General features: G+C 72.6%; 18 protein-coding genes and 1 pseudogene. 5 read left to right on the top strand and 14 right to left on the bottom strand.

What is annotated here, in order from left to right:
• Positions 1–39: 39 nt before the first annotated feature.
• Both ACFYY1_RS41355 and ACFYY1_RS41360 read left to right on the top strand, forming a co-directional pair.
• A complete protein-coding gene (locus ACFYY1_RS41355) occupies positions 40–813 on the top strand; it encodes an NAD-dependent deacetylase (protein WP_388595103.1) in 774 nt (257 codons plus the stop codon).
• A gap of 87 nt (positions 814–900) precedes the next feature.
• Positions 901–1554: a methyltransferase domain-containing protein gene (locus tag ACFYY1_RS41360; protein ID WP_388595104.1), complete on the top strand. Its 654-nt coding sequence runs from the start codon at positions 901–903 to the stop codon at positions 1552–1554.
• Positions 1555–1584: 30 nt separating this feature from the next.
• On the opposite strand, the gene ACFYY1_RS41365 is transcribed toward ACFYY1_RS41360, so the two are convergent.
• Positions 1585–1989, bottom strand: a complete 405-nt coding sequence (locus ACFYY1_RS41365) for a (2Fe-2S) ferredoxin domain-containing protein (RefSeq protein WP_388595105.1) — start codon at positions 1987–1989, stop codon at positions 1585–1587.
• Between the two features lie 337 nt (positions 1990–2326).
• Here ACFYY1_RS41365 and ACFYY1_RS41370 point away from each other — a divergent pair, with 337 nt between their 5' ends.
• The gene (locus ACFYY1_RS41370; RefSeq protein WP_388595107.1) at positions 2327–2911 is read left to right on the top strand and encodes a TMEM165/GDT1 family protein; all 585 of its coding nucleotides are present in this window, start codon (positions 2327–2329) and stop codon (positions 2909–2911) included.
• Between the two features lie 97 nt (positions 2912–3008).
• On the opposite strand, the gene ACFYY1_RS41375 is transcribed toward ACFYY1_RS41370, so the two are convergent.
• The 4 genes from ACFYY1_RS41375 to ACFYY1_RS41390 all read right to left on the bottom strand — a co-directional run bounded on the left by ACFYY1_RS41375 (position 3009) and on the right by ACFYY1_RS41390 (position 7253).
• Positions 3009–3533: a methylated-DNA--[protein]-cysteine S-methyltransferase gene (locus ACFYY1_RS41375; protein WP_388595108.1), complete on the bottom strand. Its 525-nt coding sequence runs from the start codon at positions 3531–3533 to the stop codon at positions 3009–3011.
• A complete protein-coding gene (locus ACFYY1_RS41380; RefSeq protein ID WP_388595110.1) occupies positions 3530–5026 on the bottom strand; it encodes an AlkA N-terminal domain-containing protein in 1497 nt (498 codons plus the stop codon). Before ACFYY1_RS41380 ends, ACFYY1_RS41375 begins: the two co-directional genes overlap by 4 nt.
• Before the next feature lie 246 nt (positions 5027–5272).
• Complete coding sequence (locus ACFYY1_RS41385) at positions 5273–5809, bottom strand: O-acetyl-ADP-ribose deacetylase (RefSeq protein WP_388595112.1); 537 nt, start codon at positions 5807–5809, stop codon at positions 5273–5275.
• A 28-nt stretch (positions 5810–5837) separates the two neighbouring features.
• On the bottom strand, positions 5838–7253 hold the full coding sequence (locus ACFYY1_RS41390; protein WP_388595113.1) for a phytoene desaturase family protein: 1416 nt from the start codon (positions 7251–7253) through the stop codon (positions 5838–5840).
• Between the two features lie 183 nt (positions 7254–7436).
• Between ACFYY1_RS41390 and ACFYY1_RS41395 the strand changes: the two genes are divergently transcribed.
• The gene (locus ACFYY1_RS41395) at positions 7437–8213 is read left to right on the top strand and encodes a nucleotidyltransferase domain-containing protein (protein ID WP_388595128.1); all 777 of its coding nucleotides are present in this window, start codon (positions 7437–7439) and stop codon (positions 8211–8213) included.
• A 93-nt stretch (positions 8214–8306) separates the two neighbouring features.
• Here the strand turns inward: ACFYY1_RS41395 and ACFYY1_RS41400 are convergent, their stop codons facing one another.
• The 9 genes from ACFYY1_RS41400 to ACFYY1_RS41440 form a co-directional block, all read right to left on the bottom strand.
• The gene (locus tag ACFYY1_RS41400; RefSeq protein ID WP_388595115.1) at positions 8307–9134 is read right to left on the bottom strand and encodes an inositol monophosphatase family protein; all 828 of its coding nucleotides are present in this window, start codon (positions 9132–9134) and stop codon (positions 8307–8309) included.
• Positions 9135–9197: 63 nt separating this feature from the next.
• Positions 9198–11003, bottom strand: a complete 1806-nt coding sequence (locus ACFYY1_RS41405) for a gamma-glutamyltransferase family protein (RefSeq protein WP_388595116.1) — start codon at positions 11001–11003, stop codon at positions 9198–9200.
• Between the two features lie 58 nt (positions 11004–11061).
• The gene (locus tag ACFYY1_RS41410) at positions 11062–12036 is read right to left on the bottom strand and encodes an ABC transporter ATP-binding protein (protein WP_388595129.1); all 975 of its coding nucleotides are present in this window, start codon (positions 12034–12036) and stop codon (positions 11062–11064) included.
• Between the two features lie 62 nt (positions 12037–12098).
• Positions 12099–13253, bottom strand: coding sequence for an ABC transporter ATP-binding protein (locus ACFYY1_RS41415; protein WP_388595118.1), 1155 nt, complete (start codon positions 13251–13253; stop codon positions 12099–12101).
• A complete protein-coding gene (locus tag ACFYY1_RS41420; protein ID WP_388595119.1) occupies positions 13250–14143 on the bottom strand; it encodes an ABC transporter permease in 894 nt (297 codons plus the stop codon). The genes ACFYY1_RS41415 and ACFYY1_RS41420 overlap by 4 nt, the downstream gene beginning before the upstream one ends.
• Complete coding sequence (locus tag ACFYY1_RS41425) at positions 14140–15093, bottom strand: ABC transporter permease (RefSeq protein ID WP_388595120.1); 954 nt, start codon at positions 15091–15093, stop codon at positions 14140–14142. The genes ACFYY1_RS41420 and ACFYY1_RS41425 overlap by 4 nt, the downstream gene beginning before the upstream one ends.
• A complete protein-coding gene (locus tag ACFYY1_RS41430) occupies positions 15090–16673 on the bottom strand; it encodes an ABC transporter substrate-binding protein (RefSeq protein ID WP_388595122.1) in 1584 nt (527 codons plus the stop codon). The genes ACFYY1_RS41425 and ACFYY1_RS41430 overlap by 4 nt, the downstream gene beginning before the upstream one ends.
• A gap of 265 nt (positions 16674–16938) precedes the next feature.
• Positions 16939–17289 carry a Zn-ribbon domain-containing OB-fold protein gene (locus ACFYY1_RS41435; RefSeq protein ID WP_388595123.1) on the bottom strand — a complete coding sequence of 117 codons (351 nt, stop codon included), beginning with the start codon at positions 17287–17289 and terminating at the stop codon, positions 16939–16941.
• Positions 17290–17442: 153 nt separating this feature from the next.
• A complete protein-coding gene (locus ACFYY1_RS41440; protein ID WP_388595125.1) occupies positions 17443–18114 on the bottom strand; it encodes a TetR family transcriptional regulator in 672 nt (223 codons plus the stop codon).
• A 144-nt stretch (positions 18115–18258) separates the two neighbouring features.
• Here ACFYY1_RS41440 and ACFYY1_RS41445 point away from each other — a divergent pair.
• Positions 18259–18339, top strand: a pseudogene (locus tag ACFYY1_RS41445) (electron transfer flavoprotein subunit beta); the annotation flags it as partial.

Below are 18339 nucleotides of genomic sequence, written 5' to 3' on the forward strand. Positions count from 1 at the left end.
GCCTCGCGGACGGTGCCCGGCGCTGCTTACGCTCGCTCCATGACTCTGGTCGCGATCCTCAGCGGCGCCGGCATCTCCACGGACTCCGGCATCCCCGACTACCGCGGGCCCAACGGGCTCTGGCGCAAGGACCCGGAGGCCGAGAAGCTCGTCACGTACGACTACTACATGGCCGATCCGGAGATCCGCCGCCGCTCCTGGCAGATGCGCCGCACCAGTTCGACCTGGTCCGCGGAGCCGAACGCGGCGCACCGAGCGGTGGCGGAGCTGGAGCGGTCCGGCGTCCCGGTGCGGGTGATCACGCAGAACGTCGACGGTCTGCATCAGCTCGCCGGGCTCCCCGGCCGCAAGGTCCTGGAGCTGCACGGGACCGCGCGCGAGGTGGTCTGCACCCGCTGCCACGCCCGCTCCGCGATGAGCGAGGCGCTGGCCCGGGTGGAGGCGGGGGAGGCCGACCCTCCGTGCGCGGTCTGCGGCGGCATCCTGAAATCGGCCACGGTCATGTTCGGTGAGCGGCTCGATCCGATGGTGCTGGGTCAGGCGGTGTCGATCGCGAAGGCCTGCGAGGTGTTCATCGCGGTCGGTACGACGCTCCAGGTGCAGCCCGCCGCGTCGCTGGCCGGGATCGCGGTGGACAACGGGGCGCGGCTGGTCGTGGTGAACGCGGAGCCGACCCCGTACGACGAGTTGGCCGAGGAGGTCGTCCGCGAGCCCATCGGCACGGCGCTGCCCGCGCTGCTGGGGCGGCTGGCCGCCGGTACGGGGCCGGTCGAGGGTTCTGGCGGGGATCCCGGCGGGACTTCCGGGGGCTGAGGTACAGGGGGGGGCGAGGTGCCGATGGGGGCGGAAGGCGGGCGGCCCGGCCCGGAGTTGTCGGTGGGGGGCTGTACGGTCCCCCGCATGACAGAGTCCTCTCCCCTCGACGCCACCCGTGCCTCGTACGACACCGTCGCCGCCGACTACGCCGTGCTGCTGGCCGACATGATGCCGAAGAAGCCGTACGACAACGCGGTGCTGGCCGTCTTTGCGGACATCGTGACGGCGGGCGGCGGCGGCCGGGTGGGCGATCTGGGCTGCGGGCCCGGTCATGTGACGGCCCGGCTGCGCGATCTCGGCCTGACCGCGTTCGGCATCGACCTCTCCCCCGGCATGATCGCGGTGGCTCGCGCGACCTACCCCGACCTCGTCTTCGAAGAGGGTTCGATGACCGGCCTGGACCTGGCGGACGGCAGCCTGGCCGGTGCGCTCGCCTGGTACTCCCTGGTCCACACCCCGCCGGAGCAGCTGCCCGGCGTCTTCGCCGAGTTCCATCGGGTCCTGGCCCCGGGCGGCCATCTGCTCGTGGCCTTCAAGGTCGGCGACGAGTGCGTGCGCCTGGAGCAGGCGTACGGCCATGCCGTGACGCTCGACGTCCACCGCTTCGTGCCCGACGCCGTGGCCGGGATGCTGGAGGAGGCCGGGTTCCGTGTCCGGTCCCGGCTGGTCCGCGAGGCGGACGAGTGGGAGAAGACCCCGCAGGCCTTCTTCGTGATGGTGAAGCCCCCGGCACCGTAGCGGCCCCGGCGGTGACCGGCCGGGCGGGCCTCAGTGGTCGAGTTCCTGCTGGACGCGCCGCGAGGGGCGGAACGTGTACAGGTCGAGGATCTCCGGCGGGTCCACCAGCCCGGGACCGCCCGCCTCGACCCAGGTGACGATGTCCGCCACCGCGTCCGGATCGTTGACCAGCCCGAGCCAGACCGGGCGGCCGCCCGCCCGGCGGCCCTCGGCCGACGGCTGCACGACGACGACATTGGCCCGTTCGCAGGAGTCCAGGCACTCCACGGCACGTACGGTGGCGACCGCGCCGAGGGAGCGCCGCAGCTCGGCGAGCTGACCGGCGTGGTCCACGTCCGGGATCTTGGGCGTCCCGCAGCAGCAGCCGCGGCAGACACTGACGGTGGGCCGGGGCGTCCCCTCGGCGGGGGCCGCCCTTCGGGTGCGGCGGCTCATGCGGGAACGCCTCCGGTGCGGGCGGGGATGATCACCAGGGGACTGTACCGATCCCCACCCGTCGATCGAACACCTGATCTCCCCCGTGCGGGAGTGGGGTACAGTTGATGGCTGCGAAGGGGAGTAGCCCCGCAAACCGGTCGTCGACACACTGGAACCTCCGGGTTCCCGGTGGCCGGGCCCGTGGATCCTCACGGGCGGGCGAGACCTTCGGTCAGGTATGACACGCCCGCGCCTCCGTGGGCGCCGACGTCATGCCGGGCCGAGTGGTCCTCCGGAAGCCCGAGCGGCGCTTCGCGAAGACCCGGGGCCCGGCTCTCACAGAAAGCCACCCGGAATGCACCTCGACCCCTGGGCGATTCTCACCGCCTTCGGTCTGATCTTCCTTGCGGAGCTCCCCGACAAGACGATGTTCGCGTCGCTCGCGATGGGCACCCGCATGCGACCGCTGTACGTCTGGTTCGGCACGTCGTCCGCGTTCATCGTGCACGTCGCCATCGCGGTGGGGGCGGGCAGCCTGATCGGGCTGCTGCCCGACTGGATCGTCAAGCTCGTCTCCGCCTCCCTCTTCGCGTTCGGGGCCTTCATGCTGCTGCGCTCGGGCGGCGGTGATGACGACGAGGACGGCGGAACGAAGACGGTGACCGGTTTCTGGCCGGTCTATTCGACCGCGTTCATGGCCGTCTTCATCAGCGAGTGGGGCGATCTCACCCAGATCACCACGGCGAACCTGGCCGCGAGCAACGGCACCTGGTCCACGGCGATCGGGTCCGCGGCCGCCCTGATGTCCGTCTCGGCGCTGGCGCTGCTCGCCGGGCGCTTCATCGCCAAGCGGGTGCCGCTGAAGACCGTCCAGCGGATCGGCGGGCTCTGCATGCTGGGGCTGGCGATCTGGACCCTGGTGGAGATCTTCACCGGCTGACGGCCGGCGGGTACGCGGGTGGCTCGGGGACGGGCCCGGACCTCGGTGTCCGGGCCCGTCCCCGTGTCGGCTTCCTCGGGAGCGGGTGCGGGCGGTGTCAGAAGAGCGCCGGGGTGTCGTCCTGCGTACCGTTCTCGAAGGCCAGCAGTCGCTGCTTGCGGTCGAGTCCGCCGCCGTAGCCGGTGAGGCTGCCCGAGGCGCCGATGACCCGGTGGCAGGGGACGATGATGCCCACCGGGTTCTTCCCGTTGGCCAGCCCCACCGCCCGCGAGGCGCCCGGTTTGCCGAGGTTCTCGGCCAGTTCGCCGTACGAGCGGGTCTCGCCGTACGGGATCAGCCGCAACTGCTCCCAGACGCTGCGCTGGAACGGGGTGCCGTCCAGGCGCAGCGGCAGGTCGAAGGTGCGCAACTCCCCGGCGAAGTAGGCGTCGAGCTGGCGGACGGCCTCCGTGAAGGGCCGCGGGTCGCGTTCGCCGAAGGTCTCCTCGGGCGGGCGGTGCCGCTGACCGGTCATGTAGAGGCCCGCCAGGACCCCGTCGGTGGCGACGAGGGTGAGCGGACCGTACGGGCTGTCGACGACGGTGTGCTGCCGGGTCGCCGCGGGCGGTCGCGGATCGGTCATGGCTGGACTTCCCGTTTCTTCTCGGTGGGCAGGTGGTTGATGGGGTGGTCGTCCACGGTCCACAGGTACTGGACCGCGTACGCCCGCCAGGGGCGCCAGGCGGCCGCGCGGGCGGTGAGCGCGGCGGGTGTCGAGGGGAGGCCGAGTTCCTCGGCGGCGCGCCGGATGCCGAGGTCGGTGGGGAGGAAGGCGTCCGGGTCGCCGAGCGCCCGCATCGCGATGACCTCGACGGTCCAGGGGCCGAAGCCGGGCAGGGCGGTCAGTTCGGTCCGCGCCTGCTCCCAGTCGGTGTCGGTGCCCAGTCGCAGCGATCCGTCGGCGAGTGCGGAGACGAGCGTGGTGAGGGTGGTGCGGCGGCTGCGCGGCAGGGCGAGCTGTTCCGGGTCGAGTCCGGCGAGGGCCGCCGGGTCCGGGAAGAGGTGGGTGAGGCCGCCCTCCGGGTCGTCGACCGGCAGACCGTGCGCGCCGACCAGGCGGGCCGCGTGGGTGCGGGCGGCGGCGGTCGAGACCTGCTGGCCGAGCACCGCCCGTACGGCGAACTCGGCGCCGTCGACAGTACGCGGCACCCGCCGGCCGGGCGCCTTGCCGACCAGCGGGGCGAGCAGCGGATCGGCGCGCAGCTGCTCGTCGACGGCCTCCGGGTCGGCGTCCAGGTCGAGCAGCCAGCGGCAGCGGCTGATCGCGAGGGTGAGGTCGCGCGGGTCGGTGAGGGAGAGCCGGCAGGCGATGTGGTCGGGGTGCGGGGTGAGCGCGACGATGCCGTGCCCGTACCGCAGGGAGAGGGTGCGGCGGTAGGCGCCGTCGCGCCACTCCTCGACGCCGGGGACAGCGGTCGCGGCGAGGTGGCCGAAGAGGTTGCTGGGGTTGAGCGGGGCCCGGTACGGCAGCCGCAGCGCGATCACGCCCGGGGTGGCCGGGGATGTTCCGGACCGCGCGGCGCGGCTGCGCAGTTCGCCCGGGGCGAGCGCGAAGACCTGGCGGACGGTGTCGTTAAAGGTACGGATCGAGGAGAACCCGGCGGCGAACGCGACTTCCGCCATGGGGAGCCCGGTCGTCTCGATGAGCAGTCTCGCGGTCTGGGCACGCTGCGCGCGGGCCAGGGCGAGCGGCCCGGCTCCGAGCTCGGCGAGCAGCTGGCGTTCGATCTGCCGGGCGGAGTAGCCGAGTCGGGCGGCCAGTCCGGGTACGCCCTCGCGGTCGACGACACCGTCCCGGATGAGCCGCATCGCGCGGGCCACGGAGTCGGCTCGGGCGTTCCACTCCGGGGAGCCGGGGCTGGTATCGGGCCGGCACCGTTTGCAGGCGCGGAATCCGGCCTGCTGACAGGCCGCGGCGCTGGGGTAGAAGGTCATGTTCTCGACCTTGGGCGGCACGGCCGGGCAGCTGGGGCGGCAGTAGATCCGGGTGGTCAGGACCGCCGTGAAGAACCAGCCGTCGAAGCGGGCGTCCTTGGAGTGGACGGCCCGTACGCAGCGCTCGGTGTCGGTGTACATGGCTCAAGCATCGGTCACCCGACGTCCGGAGGCTGGCGAGAATCCGACATGGACCTCGCGCTGCCAGGAACTCTTCGACGTCCTTCTGGATCGTTCCTCGACCCGGCCCGCTGACTCCGGCCGACGGCACAAGTCCCGTGCCGGTACGGTCGACTGACGGCACAAGTCCCGTGCCGGTACGGTCGACTGACGGCACAAGTCCCGTGCCGGTACGGTCGGCTGACGCACCGTCCGGCCGCGCCCGGATCAGCTCTGCGCCGCCAGCACCTCTTCGAACTCCGCGTACGCGTGCGCGTCGAACAGCACGAACCGCACCTCCGCCACGGGCTGCGCGGCCTCCGCCACGACCGTGCGGACGGCGATGCGGGCCCCGTCGTCCATCGGCCAGCCGTAGATCCCGGTCGAGATGGCCGGGAAGGCGACGGTGCGCGCCCCCAGCTCCGCGGCCGTCCGCAGTGATTCGCGGTAGCAGGAGGCGAGGAGCGCCGAGCGGTCCTCGGAGCTGCTCCAGACCGGGCCGACGGTGTGGACGACCCAGCGCGCGTCCAGCTGCCCGGCCGTCGTGGCGACGGCCTGGCCGGTGCGCAGGCCCTTTCCGTACCGCGACGCGCGCAGCTCCCGGCACGCGGCGAGGATCTCCGGGCCGCCCCGGCGGTGGATCGCGCCGTCGACCCCTCCCCCGCCGAGCAGGGAGGAGTTCGCCGCGTTGACGATGACGTCGGCGGACTGCCGGGTGATGTCGCCGCGGACCAGGGTGACGGTCACGCCCTCGGGTGTACGCATATGGACCATGATGCCCCGTGCGGCCCGCTCAGGCCGCCCGCAGGCGCCGCCAGACCGCCTTCGCCGCGTGGTGGCCCGACATGCCGTGCACCCCGGGGCCGGGCGGAGTGGCCGAGGAGCAGAGGAACACCGCGGGGTGCGCCGTCGCGTAGGGGACGCGGGCGAGCTTGGGGCGCAGCACCGTCTGCAGGCCGGCGAAGGCGCCGCACGCGATGTCGCCGCCGACGTAGTTGGCGTTGCGCGTCGCGAGCTCGGGCGGTCCCGCCACCGCGCGGGCCAGCACCAGGTCGCGGAAGCCGGGGGCGAAGCGTTCCAGTTGCCGTTCGATGACGTCGGTGGCGTCGCCCTCCCAGCCCGACGGGACGTGTCCGTACACCCAGAAGACGTGCCGGCCCTCGGGGGCGCGGGACGGGTCGACCAGGCTGGGCTGTGCGGTGATCAGGAACGGCACACTCGGGTCGCGGCCGGTCACGGCGGCCGTCAGCGCGGCGTCGATCTCACCGGCCGTGGGGCCGATGTGGACGGTGCCGGCCCGCCGGGCCTCCTCCGCCGTCCAGGGGACGGGGCCCGACAGGGCGTAATCGATCTTGAAGCAGGACGCGCCGTACCGGTAGCCGCGGTAGGCGTGGCCCAGTCCGGCGATGCGGGCGAGGGCGGTCGGCGAGGTGTCGAAGACGTAGGCACGGGCGGGCGGCAGCTCGTCGAGGCGCTTGACCTCCGTGCCGGTACGGATCGTGCCGCCCTGTTCACGCAGGTACGAGGCGAGGGCGTCGGAGATGGACTGCGATCCGCCGCGCGGTACGGGCCAGCCTTTCTCGTGGGCCGCGAGCGCGAAGAGCAGGGCGATACCGCCGGTGGCGATTCCGCCGGTGGGGGCTATGGCATGGGCGGCGAGCCCGGCGAACAGACCGCGCGCCTTCGCGCCGTCGAAGCGGCGGGAGAGCAGCGACGCGGGCTGGAGCGCGTCGAGACCGAAGCGCACCCAGCGGTAGGGGTCACGGGGCAGCCCGTCCCACGGGGTGCGCAGGAAGTCCTGGGCGAGGGTGTCCCAGTGGCCGAGGTAGGGCGCGACGAGCCTGCGGTACGCCCCCGCGTCCTGAGGCCCCAGCGACATGGCGCTCTCCCCCACCGAACCGGTGAGCACGGCGGCCGTGCCGTCCGGGAACGGGTGGGCGAGCGCCAGCTGGGGCTGGAGCCATTCCAGGCCGTGCCGGGCGAGCGGCATCGCGTCGAACGCGGGTGAGCCGATGCCCAGCGGGTGGACGGCGGAACAGGGGTCGTGGCGGAATCCGGGGAGGGTGAGCTCCTCGGTGCGGGCACCGCCTCCGACGGTGTCCTGCGCTTCGAAGACCTCCACGGCGAAGCCGCGGCGGGCCAGTTCGACCGCGGCGGTCAGTCCGTTGGGGCCCGCCCCCACGACGACTGCATCGAGCATCGACGGCACCTTCGGACTCCTTCGTCAGCCGACGGCCAGGGCACCCAGGATATTCCGAGGCACCGACAGCGCGGGCGCGGGTATGGTCGCCGCGCGATGAACACACCGAACTCCCAGGCCGCGCCCCGGACGGCCGACGAAGCGACCGCCCCCACCACCTCTGTCACCGATGTGCCCGCCCGTATCGCCGACATGGCCGCCCGGCTCACCGCACTGCCCGGCATCCGGGCCGTCGCGCTGGGCGGCAGCCGGGCCCGTGGCACCCACCGTCCGGACTCCGACTGGGACCTGGGCCTGTACTACCGCGGCACCCCCGACGTGGCCGCGCTGGCCGCGCTGGCCTCCGAGGTGCAGGGTTCCCCCGTCGAGGTCGCCGGTCCCGGCGGGTGGGGGCCGTGGGTCGACGGCGGGGCCTGGCTGCGGGTGGACGGCGTCCCGGTGGACTGGATCCTGCGCGATCTGGACCGGGTGGAGGCGGTCTGGGCCGACTGCCGTGAGGGGCGCTTCGAGGTGGGCGTGCAGCCGGGGCACCCGCTCGGGTTCTGGTCCCCCGCGTATCCCGGCGAGGTCGCGCTGGGCCGGGTGCTCGCGGACCCGCAAGGGGAATTGACGGTGCTTCAGGAGGAGGTCCGGAACTATCCGGAGCCGCTGCGCACCGCGCTCGTCGATGCCGCCTGGGAGGCGGAGTTCTCGGTGGCGGCCGCCCGCAAGTCGGCGCCAGGCGGCGACCGGCTCCATGTGTCGCTGTGCCTGTCGCGGGCGTTCGGCATCCTCTCCCAGTCCCTCCACGCCCACCATCGCACCTGGTGTCTGAACGAGAAGGGCGCGGCGGCCGCGGCCGCCGCCCTGCCGGACGCTCCCGCGCGGTACGCCGAGCGGATCGGCGAGGCGCTGCGGGGGCTGGACGAGTCGGCGGTGGAGCTGGCCGCGCAGCTCGTGCGGGACGTCCGGTCGGCTTGCGGCGGGTGAGGCGGGCGGGGAGCTCCTGGCCCGAACGGGGCCCCGGTCCTGAGCGGGATCCTCCTGGCCCGAGCAGATCCCCGGTCCCGGTCGGAATCCCGCTCAGGCCCCGTCGCGGAGCGCCTGCAGGACGCGTTCGACGGTCTCCTCGTCGCGGGCCGCCGTGAATGGCAGCGCGTTGCCGCCGGTGATGCGGAACGGTGCGCCGGAGAGGGTGGCCTGGGAGCCGCCCGCCTCGGCGACCAGCAGCAGGCCCGCCGCGTGGTCCCAGGCGTACTCCCAGTTGAAGGCGACCGCGTCCAGCTCGCCACGGGCGACGGCCAGGTATTCGAGCCCCGCCGAACCGCAGGGGCGGGCCTCGATCCCCTCGGTGCGCAGGCCGAGCAGGGCGCGCTTCTGGGCGTCGGTGGTGTAGTCGGGGTGCGACATCGCCACGCGCAGCACGGCCCCGGGGGCGGGCGAGCCGGAGCGTATCCGCTTGCCGTCGAGCGTGGCACCGCGGCCGCGGACCGCGACGGCCATCTCGTCCCTGGCCGCGGCGTACGTCCACGAGGCCAGGAGTTCACCGCGGTGGGCGAGGGCGACCAGGGTGCAGAAGCCCGCTTCGCCGCGGACGAACTGGCGGGTGCCGTCGACCGGGTCGACGATCCACACGGGTGCGTCACCGCCCAGCGCCTCGTACACCTTCGGGTCGGCGTGGACCGCCTCCTCGCCGACGACGACCGAGCCGGGCAGCAGTCCGGTGAGCGAGGCGGTGAGGTGTTCCTCGGCGAGGCGGTCGGCGGTGGTGACGAGGTCGTGCGGGCCGTTCTTCTCGACGATCTCGTGCGCGGCGAGCTGCCGGAAACGGGGCATGATCTCGGCGGCGGCCGCTGCGCGTACCGCCGCCTCGACCTCGGTCAGGTCTCCGGCCAGGAATTCATCGGTCATGCCCCCAGCCAATCATGTGGTGCCGGGGCGCCGACGACCTGGTCATGTCGGGGAAGTGGCCGCTCAGCGTCCTACGGCGTACCCCTGCATGCCCCGCGGGTTGGCGGCCGCGGACAGCACCCCGGTCTCCGGGTCGCGGGCCACGGCGCACATCCGGCCCTCGGACCAGGGGTCGCCGACGGTGACGTCATGGCCGCGGCGACGCAGCTCTTCGACGACCTCCGGGTCCATGCCCTCCTCGACGGTGACGCTGCCGGGGCGCATCCCGCGCGGGAAGAAGGAGCCCGGGAAGCTGTCGTTGTGCCAGTTCGGGGCGTCGATGGCGCCCTGGAGGTCGAGTCCGCCGCGGACCTCGGCGCGCAGTGCCACCGCCAGGAAGAAGTGCACCTGCCACTGGTCCTGCTGGTCGCCGCCGGGCGTGCCGAACGCCATGACCGGGATGCCGTCGCGCAGGGCGAGGGACGGGGTGAGGGTGGTGCGGGGGCGGCGGCCCGGGGTGAGGGAGTTGGGCAGGCCCTCGTCCAGCCAGGCCATCTGGAGCCGGGTGCCGAGCGGGAAGCCGAGCTCCGGCACGACCGGGTTGGACTGGAGCCAGCCGCCGCTGGGCGTGGCGGAGACCATGTTGCCCCAGCGGTCGACCACATCGACGTGGCAGGTGTCGCCGCGGGTCGTGCCGTCCTTGGCGACGGTCGGCTCGCCGACGCCCGCCGTCGGGATGCCCATGGCGTCGAAGCCGTCGCCGCCGGCGGCGACCGCGTGGGCGTGGCGGCTGAGCACGGGGGTGCGGCCGTCGGGGCTGCCGGGGCGCAGCTCGTACGAGGCCTCGGCGGTGATGAGGGCGCGGCGTTCGGCGTTGTACGGCTTTGAGAGCAGTGCGTCCAGGGGTACGTCGGTGGCGTCGCCGTACCAGGCCTCGCGGTCGGCCATGGCGAGCTTGCAGCCCTCGATGAGCAGGTGGACGTAGTCGGCGCTGCCGTACCGGGGCAGTTCGGCGGGGAGCAGGGCGAGCTGCTGGAGGAAGGCGGGGCCCTGGCTCCAGCCGGCCGCCTTGGCGAGCGTCCAGCCGTTCCAGTCGTACGTGGCGGGGGCCTCGTAGGAAGCGGACCAGCCGGCCAGGTCGGCGGCGGTGAGGGTGCCGGTGTGGCGGGTGCCGCTGGTGTCCATGGTGGGGCGGGCGGCCTGGCGGACCAGGGCCTCGGCGATGAAGCCCTCGCTCCAGATCCTGCGGGCGGCGTCGATCTGGGCGGCCCGGTCCGCCCCGCCGGTCTCCTCCGCCTCGGCGATCAGCCGGCGCCAGGTGGCGGCGAGCACGGGGTTGCGGAACAGCTCGCCCGGCCGGGGTGCCTTGCCGCCGGGCAGGTAGACGTCGGCGGAGGACTGCCACTCGGTCTCGAAGAGTTCGCGGACGGTCTCCACGGTCTGGCCGACCCGCTCGACGGGGGCGTGGCCGTCCTCGGCGTAGCCGATCGCGTACCGCAGCACCTCGGCGACGGTCTTGGTGCCGTGGTCGCGCAGCAGCAGCATCCAGGCGTCGAAGGCGCCGGGCACGGCCGCGGCCAGCGGTCCGGTGCCGGGGACCAGGTCGAGGCCGAGGGAGCGGTAGTGGGCGACGGTCGCGCCCGCGGGGGCCGGGCCCTGGCCGCACAGCACCCGCACCTCGCCGTCCTTCGGTGCCAGGATCATCGGCACCTCGCCGGCCGGGCCGTTGAGGTGCGGTTCGACGACGTGCAGGACGAAGCCGGCGGCGACGGCCGCGTCGTAGGCGTTGCCGCCGTCCTCCAGGACCGCCATCGCGGACTGCGAGGCGAGCCAGTGGGTTGAGGACACCATGCCGAAGGTGCCCTGGAGGGTGGGCCGGGTGGTGAACACGGTTGCGGCTCCTTGCTGCGACGTGCGGAAGGGTGGAACGGATCGTATGTACGGAAAGTCAGGCGGCGGCGTCCGGGGCGCTCCCGTCGTCGCCGACGAGGTGGCAGGAGACCTGCCGGCCGCCGGGGAGTCCGCGCAGTTCCGGGACCTCGGTGCGGCACCGGTCGGTGGCGAGCGGGCAGCGGGTGTGGAAGCGGCAGCCCGGCGGGGGATCCAGCGGGCTGGGGAGTTCGCCGTGCAGCACGATGCGTTCGCGGGAGCGCTGCTCGACGGGGTCCGGGACCGGCGCGGCGGAGAGCAGCGCCTGGGTGTAGGGGTGTTTCGGGGAGGCGAACAGTTCGGCGGTCGGGGCCTGTTCGACGATCTGCCCGAGGTACATCACGGCGATCCGGTCGGCGAGGTATTCGACGGCGGCCAGGTCGTGGGTGATGAACAGGCAGCCGAAGCCGCGGTCGCGCTGGAGGTCGGCGAGCAGGTTGAGCACGGACGCCTGGACGGAGACGTCGAGCGCGGACGTCGGTTCGTCGGCGACGACGAGGTCGGGGTCGCAGGAGAGCGCGCGGGCGATGGAGATGCGCTGGCGCTGTCCGCCGGAGAGTTCGTGCGGGTGCCGGTCGGCGTGCTCGGGGCGCAGCCCGACCTGGCCGAGGAGCTGCTCGACCCGGGCCCGTACGTCCGCGCCGCGGGCCCGCCGGTGCAGTCTGATCGGCTCGGCGATGATCCGGCCGATCGTCATGCGCGGATCGAGCGAGGAGGACGGGTCCTGGAAGACCAGGTGGAAGTCCTTGCGCAGCGGGCGCAGCGCACGGCGGGAGAGGTGGGTGACGTCGGTGCCGTTGATGTGGACGGTGCCGCCGGTGGGCTCGTCGAGGCGTACGACGCAGCGGCCGACGGTCGACTTTCCGCTGCCGGACTCGCCGACGAGGCCGACGACCTCGCCGCGTCCGATGGTGAGGGAGACGCCGTCGACGGCGCGGACGGTGCCGCCGCCCGATGCCGCGAAGTGCCGCTCCAGGGAGTCGATCCGCAGCACGGGGGGCCGCGGCTGCGGGGAGTCCTCGCTCTCGCGGGGCGCGGGGACGGTCTGCGGGGTGGTCACTTTCCGGCCTCCTGGTCGGGTCGCGCGACGGTGGACGCTTCGGTGGTCGCTCCGGTGGTGGCCGGGGCTGCGGACGCCGCTCCGGTTGCCTCGGGGGCGGCCTGCCCTGTGGTGCCGGGCCGCTCGTCCGCTTCGTACGGGTGCCAGCACGCCGCCCGGTGGGCGGCGTCCGCGCCCGCCTCGGGGTCGATGGGCCCGAAGGCGGGCCGGCCGCCGGTGCAGGTGTCGTCGGCGCGGCCGCACCGGGGTGCGAAGGTGCAGGCGTCCGGCTGGCTGTCGAGGCTCGGCACCAGGCCGGGGATCTCCGGCAGCCGCCGCTTGCCCTCGCCGCCCGGCCGCAGTACGGCGCCGAGCAGTCCGCGGGTGTAGGGGTGGCGGGCGGAGCCGAACAGGTCGTGGACCGGGGCCTGTTCGACGGTCCGGCCCGCGTACATCACCTGCACCCGGTCCGCGGCGTCGGCCACCACGCCGAGGTCGTGGGTGACCAGGACGATCGCCGTGCCGAGCCGTTCGCGCAGCGACTGCAGGACCTCCAGGATGCCGGCCTGCACGGTGACGTCGAGCGCGGTGGTCGGTTCGTCCGCGATGAGTACCGAGGGGTCGCAGGCGACGGCGATGGCGATCATCACGCGCTGGCGCATGCCGCCGGAGAGCTGGTGCGGGTACTCCTCGATACGCCGCTGCGGGGCGGGGATGCCGACCAGGCCGAGGAGTTCCACCGCCCGCGCCTGCGCCTCCTTCCGGCTCAGCCCCTGGTGCCTGCGGAGCACCTCGCCGATCTGCCGGCCGATGGTGAGAACCGGGTTGAGCGAGGTCATCGGCTCCTGGAAGATCATCGCGATGTCCTTGCCGCGGACCTTCTGCAGTTCCTTCTCCGGCGCGCCCACCAGTTCCCGGCCGCCGAGCCGGATGGACCCGCCGATCCGCGCGGTGGGCGGCAGCAGGCCCATGACGGCCATGGAGGTGACGGACTTGCCGCACCCCGACTCCCCCACCACGGCGAGGACTTCGCCGGGGAACAGGTCGTAGGAGACTCTGTCGACGGCGTGCACGATCCGGGTGTCGGAGCGGAAGGAGACCGACAGGTCACGGACGCTGAGCACCGGTTCGGGCACGGCGCCGGGCACTGTTTGGAGTACGGCTCCGGTCATCGGGTGCCTCCGCGGGGGTCGAGGACGTCACGCAGTCCGTCGCCGAGCAGGTTGAAGGCCAGCGTCGCCGCGACGATCGCCAGGCCGGGGAAGACGGCCAGCCAGGGCGCGGGCGCCAGGAAGGACTGGGCGCCGGAGAGCATCACGCCGAGGGACGGGGCGGGCGGCTGGACGCCGAGGCCGAGGAAGCTGAGCAGCGCCTCGCCGATGATCGCGGCGGGGATGCCGACGGTCGCCTGGACGATCAGTGCGGAGGTGGCGTTGGGCAGGATGTGCCTCAGGAGCACCGTGCCGTCGCCGCCGCCGTTGGCGATGGCCGCACCGACGTAGTCGACGTGCTTGAGCCGCAGGGTCTCGGCCCGGGTGATCCGGATGACGGCGGGGATCTGCGAGATGCCGATGGCGATGGTGGCGTTGGTGAGCGAGGGGCCGAGGATCGCGGCCAGGCCGACGGCCAGCACCAGGAAGGGGAAGGCCAGCATGGTGTCGGTGAGCCGGGAGACGACGCTGTCGGTGAGCCTGCCGTAGTACCCGGCGAGCAGCCCGAGCGGTACGCCGATGACGAAGGCCAGCACGACGGCGACCAGGCCGACCTGCATGGAGGCCCGTGCCCCGTACACGATGCGGGAGAGCTGGTCCCGGCCGAGGTCGTCGGTGCCGAGCCAGTGCGCCGTGCTCGGTTCGGCCAGTACGTTGCCGAAGTCGGGCCGGGCCGGGTCGTACGGGGCGATCAGCGGGGCGAGCAGGGCGGCGAGGACGAAGACCGCGGCGATGATGCCACCGGTCAGGGCGAGCCGGTTCCTGCCCAGGGCGCGCAGCCTGCCGCCGCCGGCCGGCTTCTTCGCGGTGGCCGCCGGTGCGGTGGGGAGCGTCTGGGTCGCTGTGGTCACCGGGCACCTCCGAGCCGGATGCGCGGGTCGATGACCGAATAGACCACGTCGACCAGCAGGTTGATGAGGATGTACGCGGCGGAGGTGCAGAGCACCACGGCCTGGAGTGTCGCGTAGTCGCGGGTGAAGACGGCGTCGATGGTGAGCTTGCCGAAGCCGGGCAGGACGAAGATCTGCTCGGTGACGACGGCGCCGGAGATCAGGTGGCCGAGCTGGAGACCGAGCACGGTCACCACGGTGACGAGCGAGTTGCGCAGGGCGTGCCCGCCGACGACGGATCGCTGGGACAGGCCCTTGGCGCGGGCGGTGCGGACGTAGTCGGCGGAGAGCGAGTCGAGCATCGCGGCCCGGGTCTGGCGCATCACCACGGCGGCGAGCCCGGAGCCGAGGACGATCGCGGGCAGCACCATGCGGCGCAGGTTGTCGACCGGGTCGGTGCCGAAGGGTACGTAGCCGGAGGCGGCGAACACCGGTACGGCGATGGCGAATCCGAGGACCAGCACGATGCCGAGCCAGAAGGTCGGGATGGACAGCCCGATCAGCGCGATGACGTTGGCGATCCACTCCTCGGGCCTGCCGCGCCGTACGGCGGCGACGACTCCGGCACCGATGCCGAGGACCACGGCGAGCAGCAGGGAGAGCGCGGCCAGTTCCAGTGTGACGGGCAGCGCCTGTCCGATGGCGTCCGCGACCGGGAGTCCGGTGCGCGAGGAGGTGCCGAGGTCGCCGGTGAGGGCGTGGCCGATGAACCGTCCGTACTGCACGACGATGTTGTCGTTCAGGCCGTACGCCTCACGGATCGCGGCGAGCGCCTCGGGGCTGCGTTCCTCGCCGGCCAGGGCGAGTGCCGGGTCGCCGGGCAGTGCCCGGATTCCGGCGAAGACCACGACGGAGACCAGGAAGAGCGTGATGAGGGACTGACGCAGCCGCGTCAGCAGGTACTTCGTCATCGGGTGTACCCCGCAGTCGTGACCCGGACCAGACCGTCGCCGTAGACGCGGATGCCCGCGACGGACTTGGTGGCGACGACGTAGTTCTTCTGCCGGTAGAGGTAGATCATGGTGTGGGCGTCCCGGACGCGCCGGGTGAGTTCGTCGTAGATCGCGGTGCGGCGGGCCGGGTCCGCGACGGTGCGGCCCTCGTCGATCAGCCGGTCGATCTCCGGGTCGCCGAGGCCGTAGGCGTTCATGGCGCCCGCAGTCCTCAGGAAGTTGGAGACGTTGCCGTCGGGGTCGAGCCGGCCGGACCAGCCGCTGGTGAAGACGTCGTAGTGGCCCGCGTCGGTCTCCGAGAGCATGGTGGCGTACTCGGTGGGCCGCAGCGCGAGATCGAAGCCCGCCTCCTTGACCATGGCCTGGAGGACCTGTCCGACGCGCCCCTGTTCGGGGGTGGTGGAGGTCTTGAGCTCGATCCTCACCGGAGTCTTCACCCCTGCCTCCTTCAGCAGCTTCTTCGCCTTCGCCACGTCGCGCTCCGGGCAGTCCTCGGGTGCTACGCCGGGGGCGATGGCGGACTGCGGGGAGATCGGGCCGCAGGCCGGTTCGTACATGCCCTGGAAGACGACCTTGTTGAGGGTGTCGCGGTCGATGGCCAGCTCGAAGGCCTCACGGACCCGGACGTCGCGGGCGAGCGGGGTGTCGAGCTTCCCCGGCTTCCGGCCGAGCCCGTTCACGTTGCCCACGTTGAGGCCGATGCCCTGGTAGCCGAGCGAGGGCGAGTTGAAGAGCTGGAGCCCCGGTTCGGTCAGTGCGCTCCGTACGTCGACGGGGCCCATCTGGTCACCGACCTGGAGGTCGCCGGAGCGCAGATTGGCGAGCCGGACGTTGCCGTCGGGGATGGGCTTGTAGACGACGCCGTCGAGGTGGACCTTGTCCGCGTCGTAGTAGTGGGGGTCCTTCTTCAGCACGATCCGGTCGCCGCCGACGCGTTCGACGAAGCGGAACGGTCCCACGCAGGAGGGGTGGTTGGTGAAGTCCTTCCCGTATTTCCTGAGCGCGGTCGGCGACATCACCATCCCGGCCCGGTCGGCGAGCACACCGGTGAGCGGTACGTAGGGCTGCTTGAGCCGCATCCGTACGGTGTCCGGGCCGGTGGCCTCGATGGTGGTGACGGGGGCGAGCTCGGTGGCGCGCGCGGAGCCCGGGAGGTCGCGGTGGCGCAGCAGCGAGGCGGCGACGGCACGGGCGTCGAGCGGGGTGCCGTCGCTGAACTTCGCGCCGTGGCGCACCCGCAGGGTGACGGTGCGGCCGTCGGCCGAGGTGGTGGGCAGCGCGGCGGCCAGTTGCGGCACGACGACGCCGTCCTCGTCGATGTCGTAGAGCTTCTCGCACATGCCCGCGAAGACCGTCCGGCCCACGAGGGTCTGGGCGAGCGTGGGGTCGAGCTTGTCCGGGTCGGAGTTGAGAGCGACGGTCAGTGTCCCGCCGTCGCGTACGGACCGTTCGTCGGTTTTCCGCACACCGCCGACCTCGGTCGCCGAGGACTGCAGCGACGCGCAGCCCGAGGTGAGGGACACCAATGCAACTGCCACCAGGGCAACCACTTTTCGGCGCACGAGGGCCTACCTCCCGCCAGGGGTGATCAAGGAATACCGCCGACCGTATTTCGCATACAGTCCGCAGGGCAAGAGGGGTTCCCACATCGCGGACGTTTTTTGCTGACGATCGGGTAACGGCGGACCCATGGGGCCCGGACCCGTCCCTCTCCCCCGAAGACGACGTCGGCCTTCCAGGACCACAACCGGGTCCTGGAAGGCCGACGCAGGGCGGGATCGGGCGAGGTCGGGCGGCGGGCCCTCAGAGCCAGTGGTCGTCCCTCGGCGGGTCGCAGAGTTCGAAGACCACTTCGCCCGCGTCCGGGCCGTCCGCGGTCACGGGACGCACCTGGGCGCCGACCGCCACGCGGTGCGGGGCCGCACCCACGACACGGCAGCGGAACACGAAGCCCTCGGGGAGACGGACGAGGGACTCGTTGCGCGCGGCGTCCGTGTAGCGGTGGATGACGCCGGACCGCACCACGACGCCCAGGCCGGCGCTGCGTTCGGGCTTCAGGTCGCCCGACGCGCACACCGGGCACAGCAGCCTGCGGAAGGAGGCCGTGCCGCACCAGCGGCAGCGGTGGTACTCCAGCCCGGTTTCCTCATGCACCGTCTGCACGGTGCCACTTGATGACTGGGACACGTTCGACCCCCTGCGCTCGGCTCGGATGCGCCGCACCTGCGCGTCGGCGCGTCCGCACCATAGGGCACTGAGTGCCGAGACGTAAAGACACTCAGTGCCAGATCGAGTCGGACCGCATGGTCAGCCCTGCCCGATGGCGGACTCGATCTGCTGCACCACGCGCCACATCGGAGCGCCCTTCGCGGCGACCATCACCACCACATCGCCGTCCGCCGGAGGCATGGACGCGCCTTCCTCCGCCTCGCTCCCCCACACCCGGCGCACCATCCCGAGCGCGTGGTCGACGGCGGCCTCCGCGTCCCCCTCGCCACCCGAACGCAGCCAGGTCCGCAGCCCGTTGTTGTGCGCCGCGACCACGGACGCGGCGATCACCTCGGCGCGCAACGCCCCGTCGCCCGACTCCCCGTACCTGCCCCGCAGATATCCGGCCATCGTCTGCTCGTACCGCCGCACCACGGACAGTTCATAGGTGCGCAGTCCGGGGACCTCCCGGGTGAGCCGGTAGCGCTGGACGGAGAACTCCGGATTTGCGGAGTACATGCGCAGCACCAGCCTGGCCGCGTCGCTCACCGCGTCCACCGGATCGGCGTCGCCGGCCCGGTCCAGGAACGCGGTCATGTCGGCGAGACACCGTTCATGGTCCGGGAAGACCGCGTCCTCCTTGGACGGGAAGTACCGGAAGAACGACCGGCGCCCGACCCCGGCCCGCGCCACGATGTCGTCCACCGTGGTCTGTTCGAAGCCCCGCTCCAGGAAGAGCTGGAAGGCCGCCTCGGCGAGCACCTCCCGCATCGGTGCCTTCTTCGCTGGTCTGCGCGCGTCAGTCATGCCGGGAACGTAGCACCGGAAGGCCGATTCCGACACCGGGTACCTTTACAGAGGGTACTGAGTGCCATACTGTCGACCTACGAACCACACCCAGGTAGGAGAGCCGGCGTGAGCTTGAGGATCGTTGTCTGTGTGAAGTACGTGCCCGACGCCACCGGTGACCGGCATTTCGCCGATGACCTGACGGTG

The organism is Streptomyces sp. NPDC001890, assembly GCF_042891445.1.
In the GTDB taxonomy this organism is placed as follows: domain Bacteria; phylum Actinomycetota; class Actinomycetes; order Streptomycetales; family Streptomycetaceae; genus Streptomyces.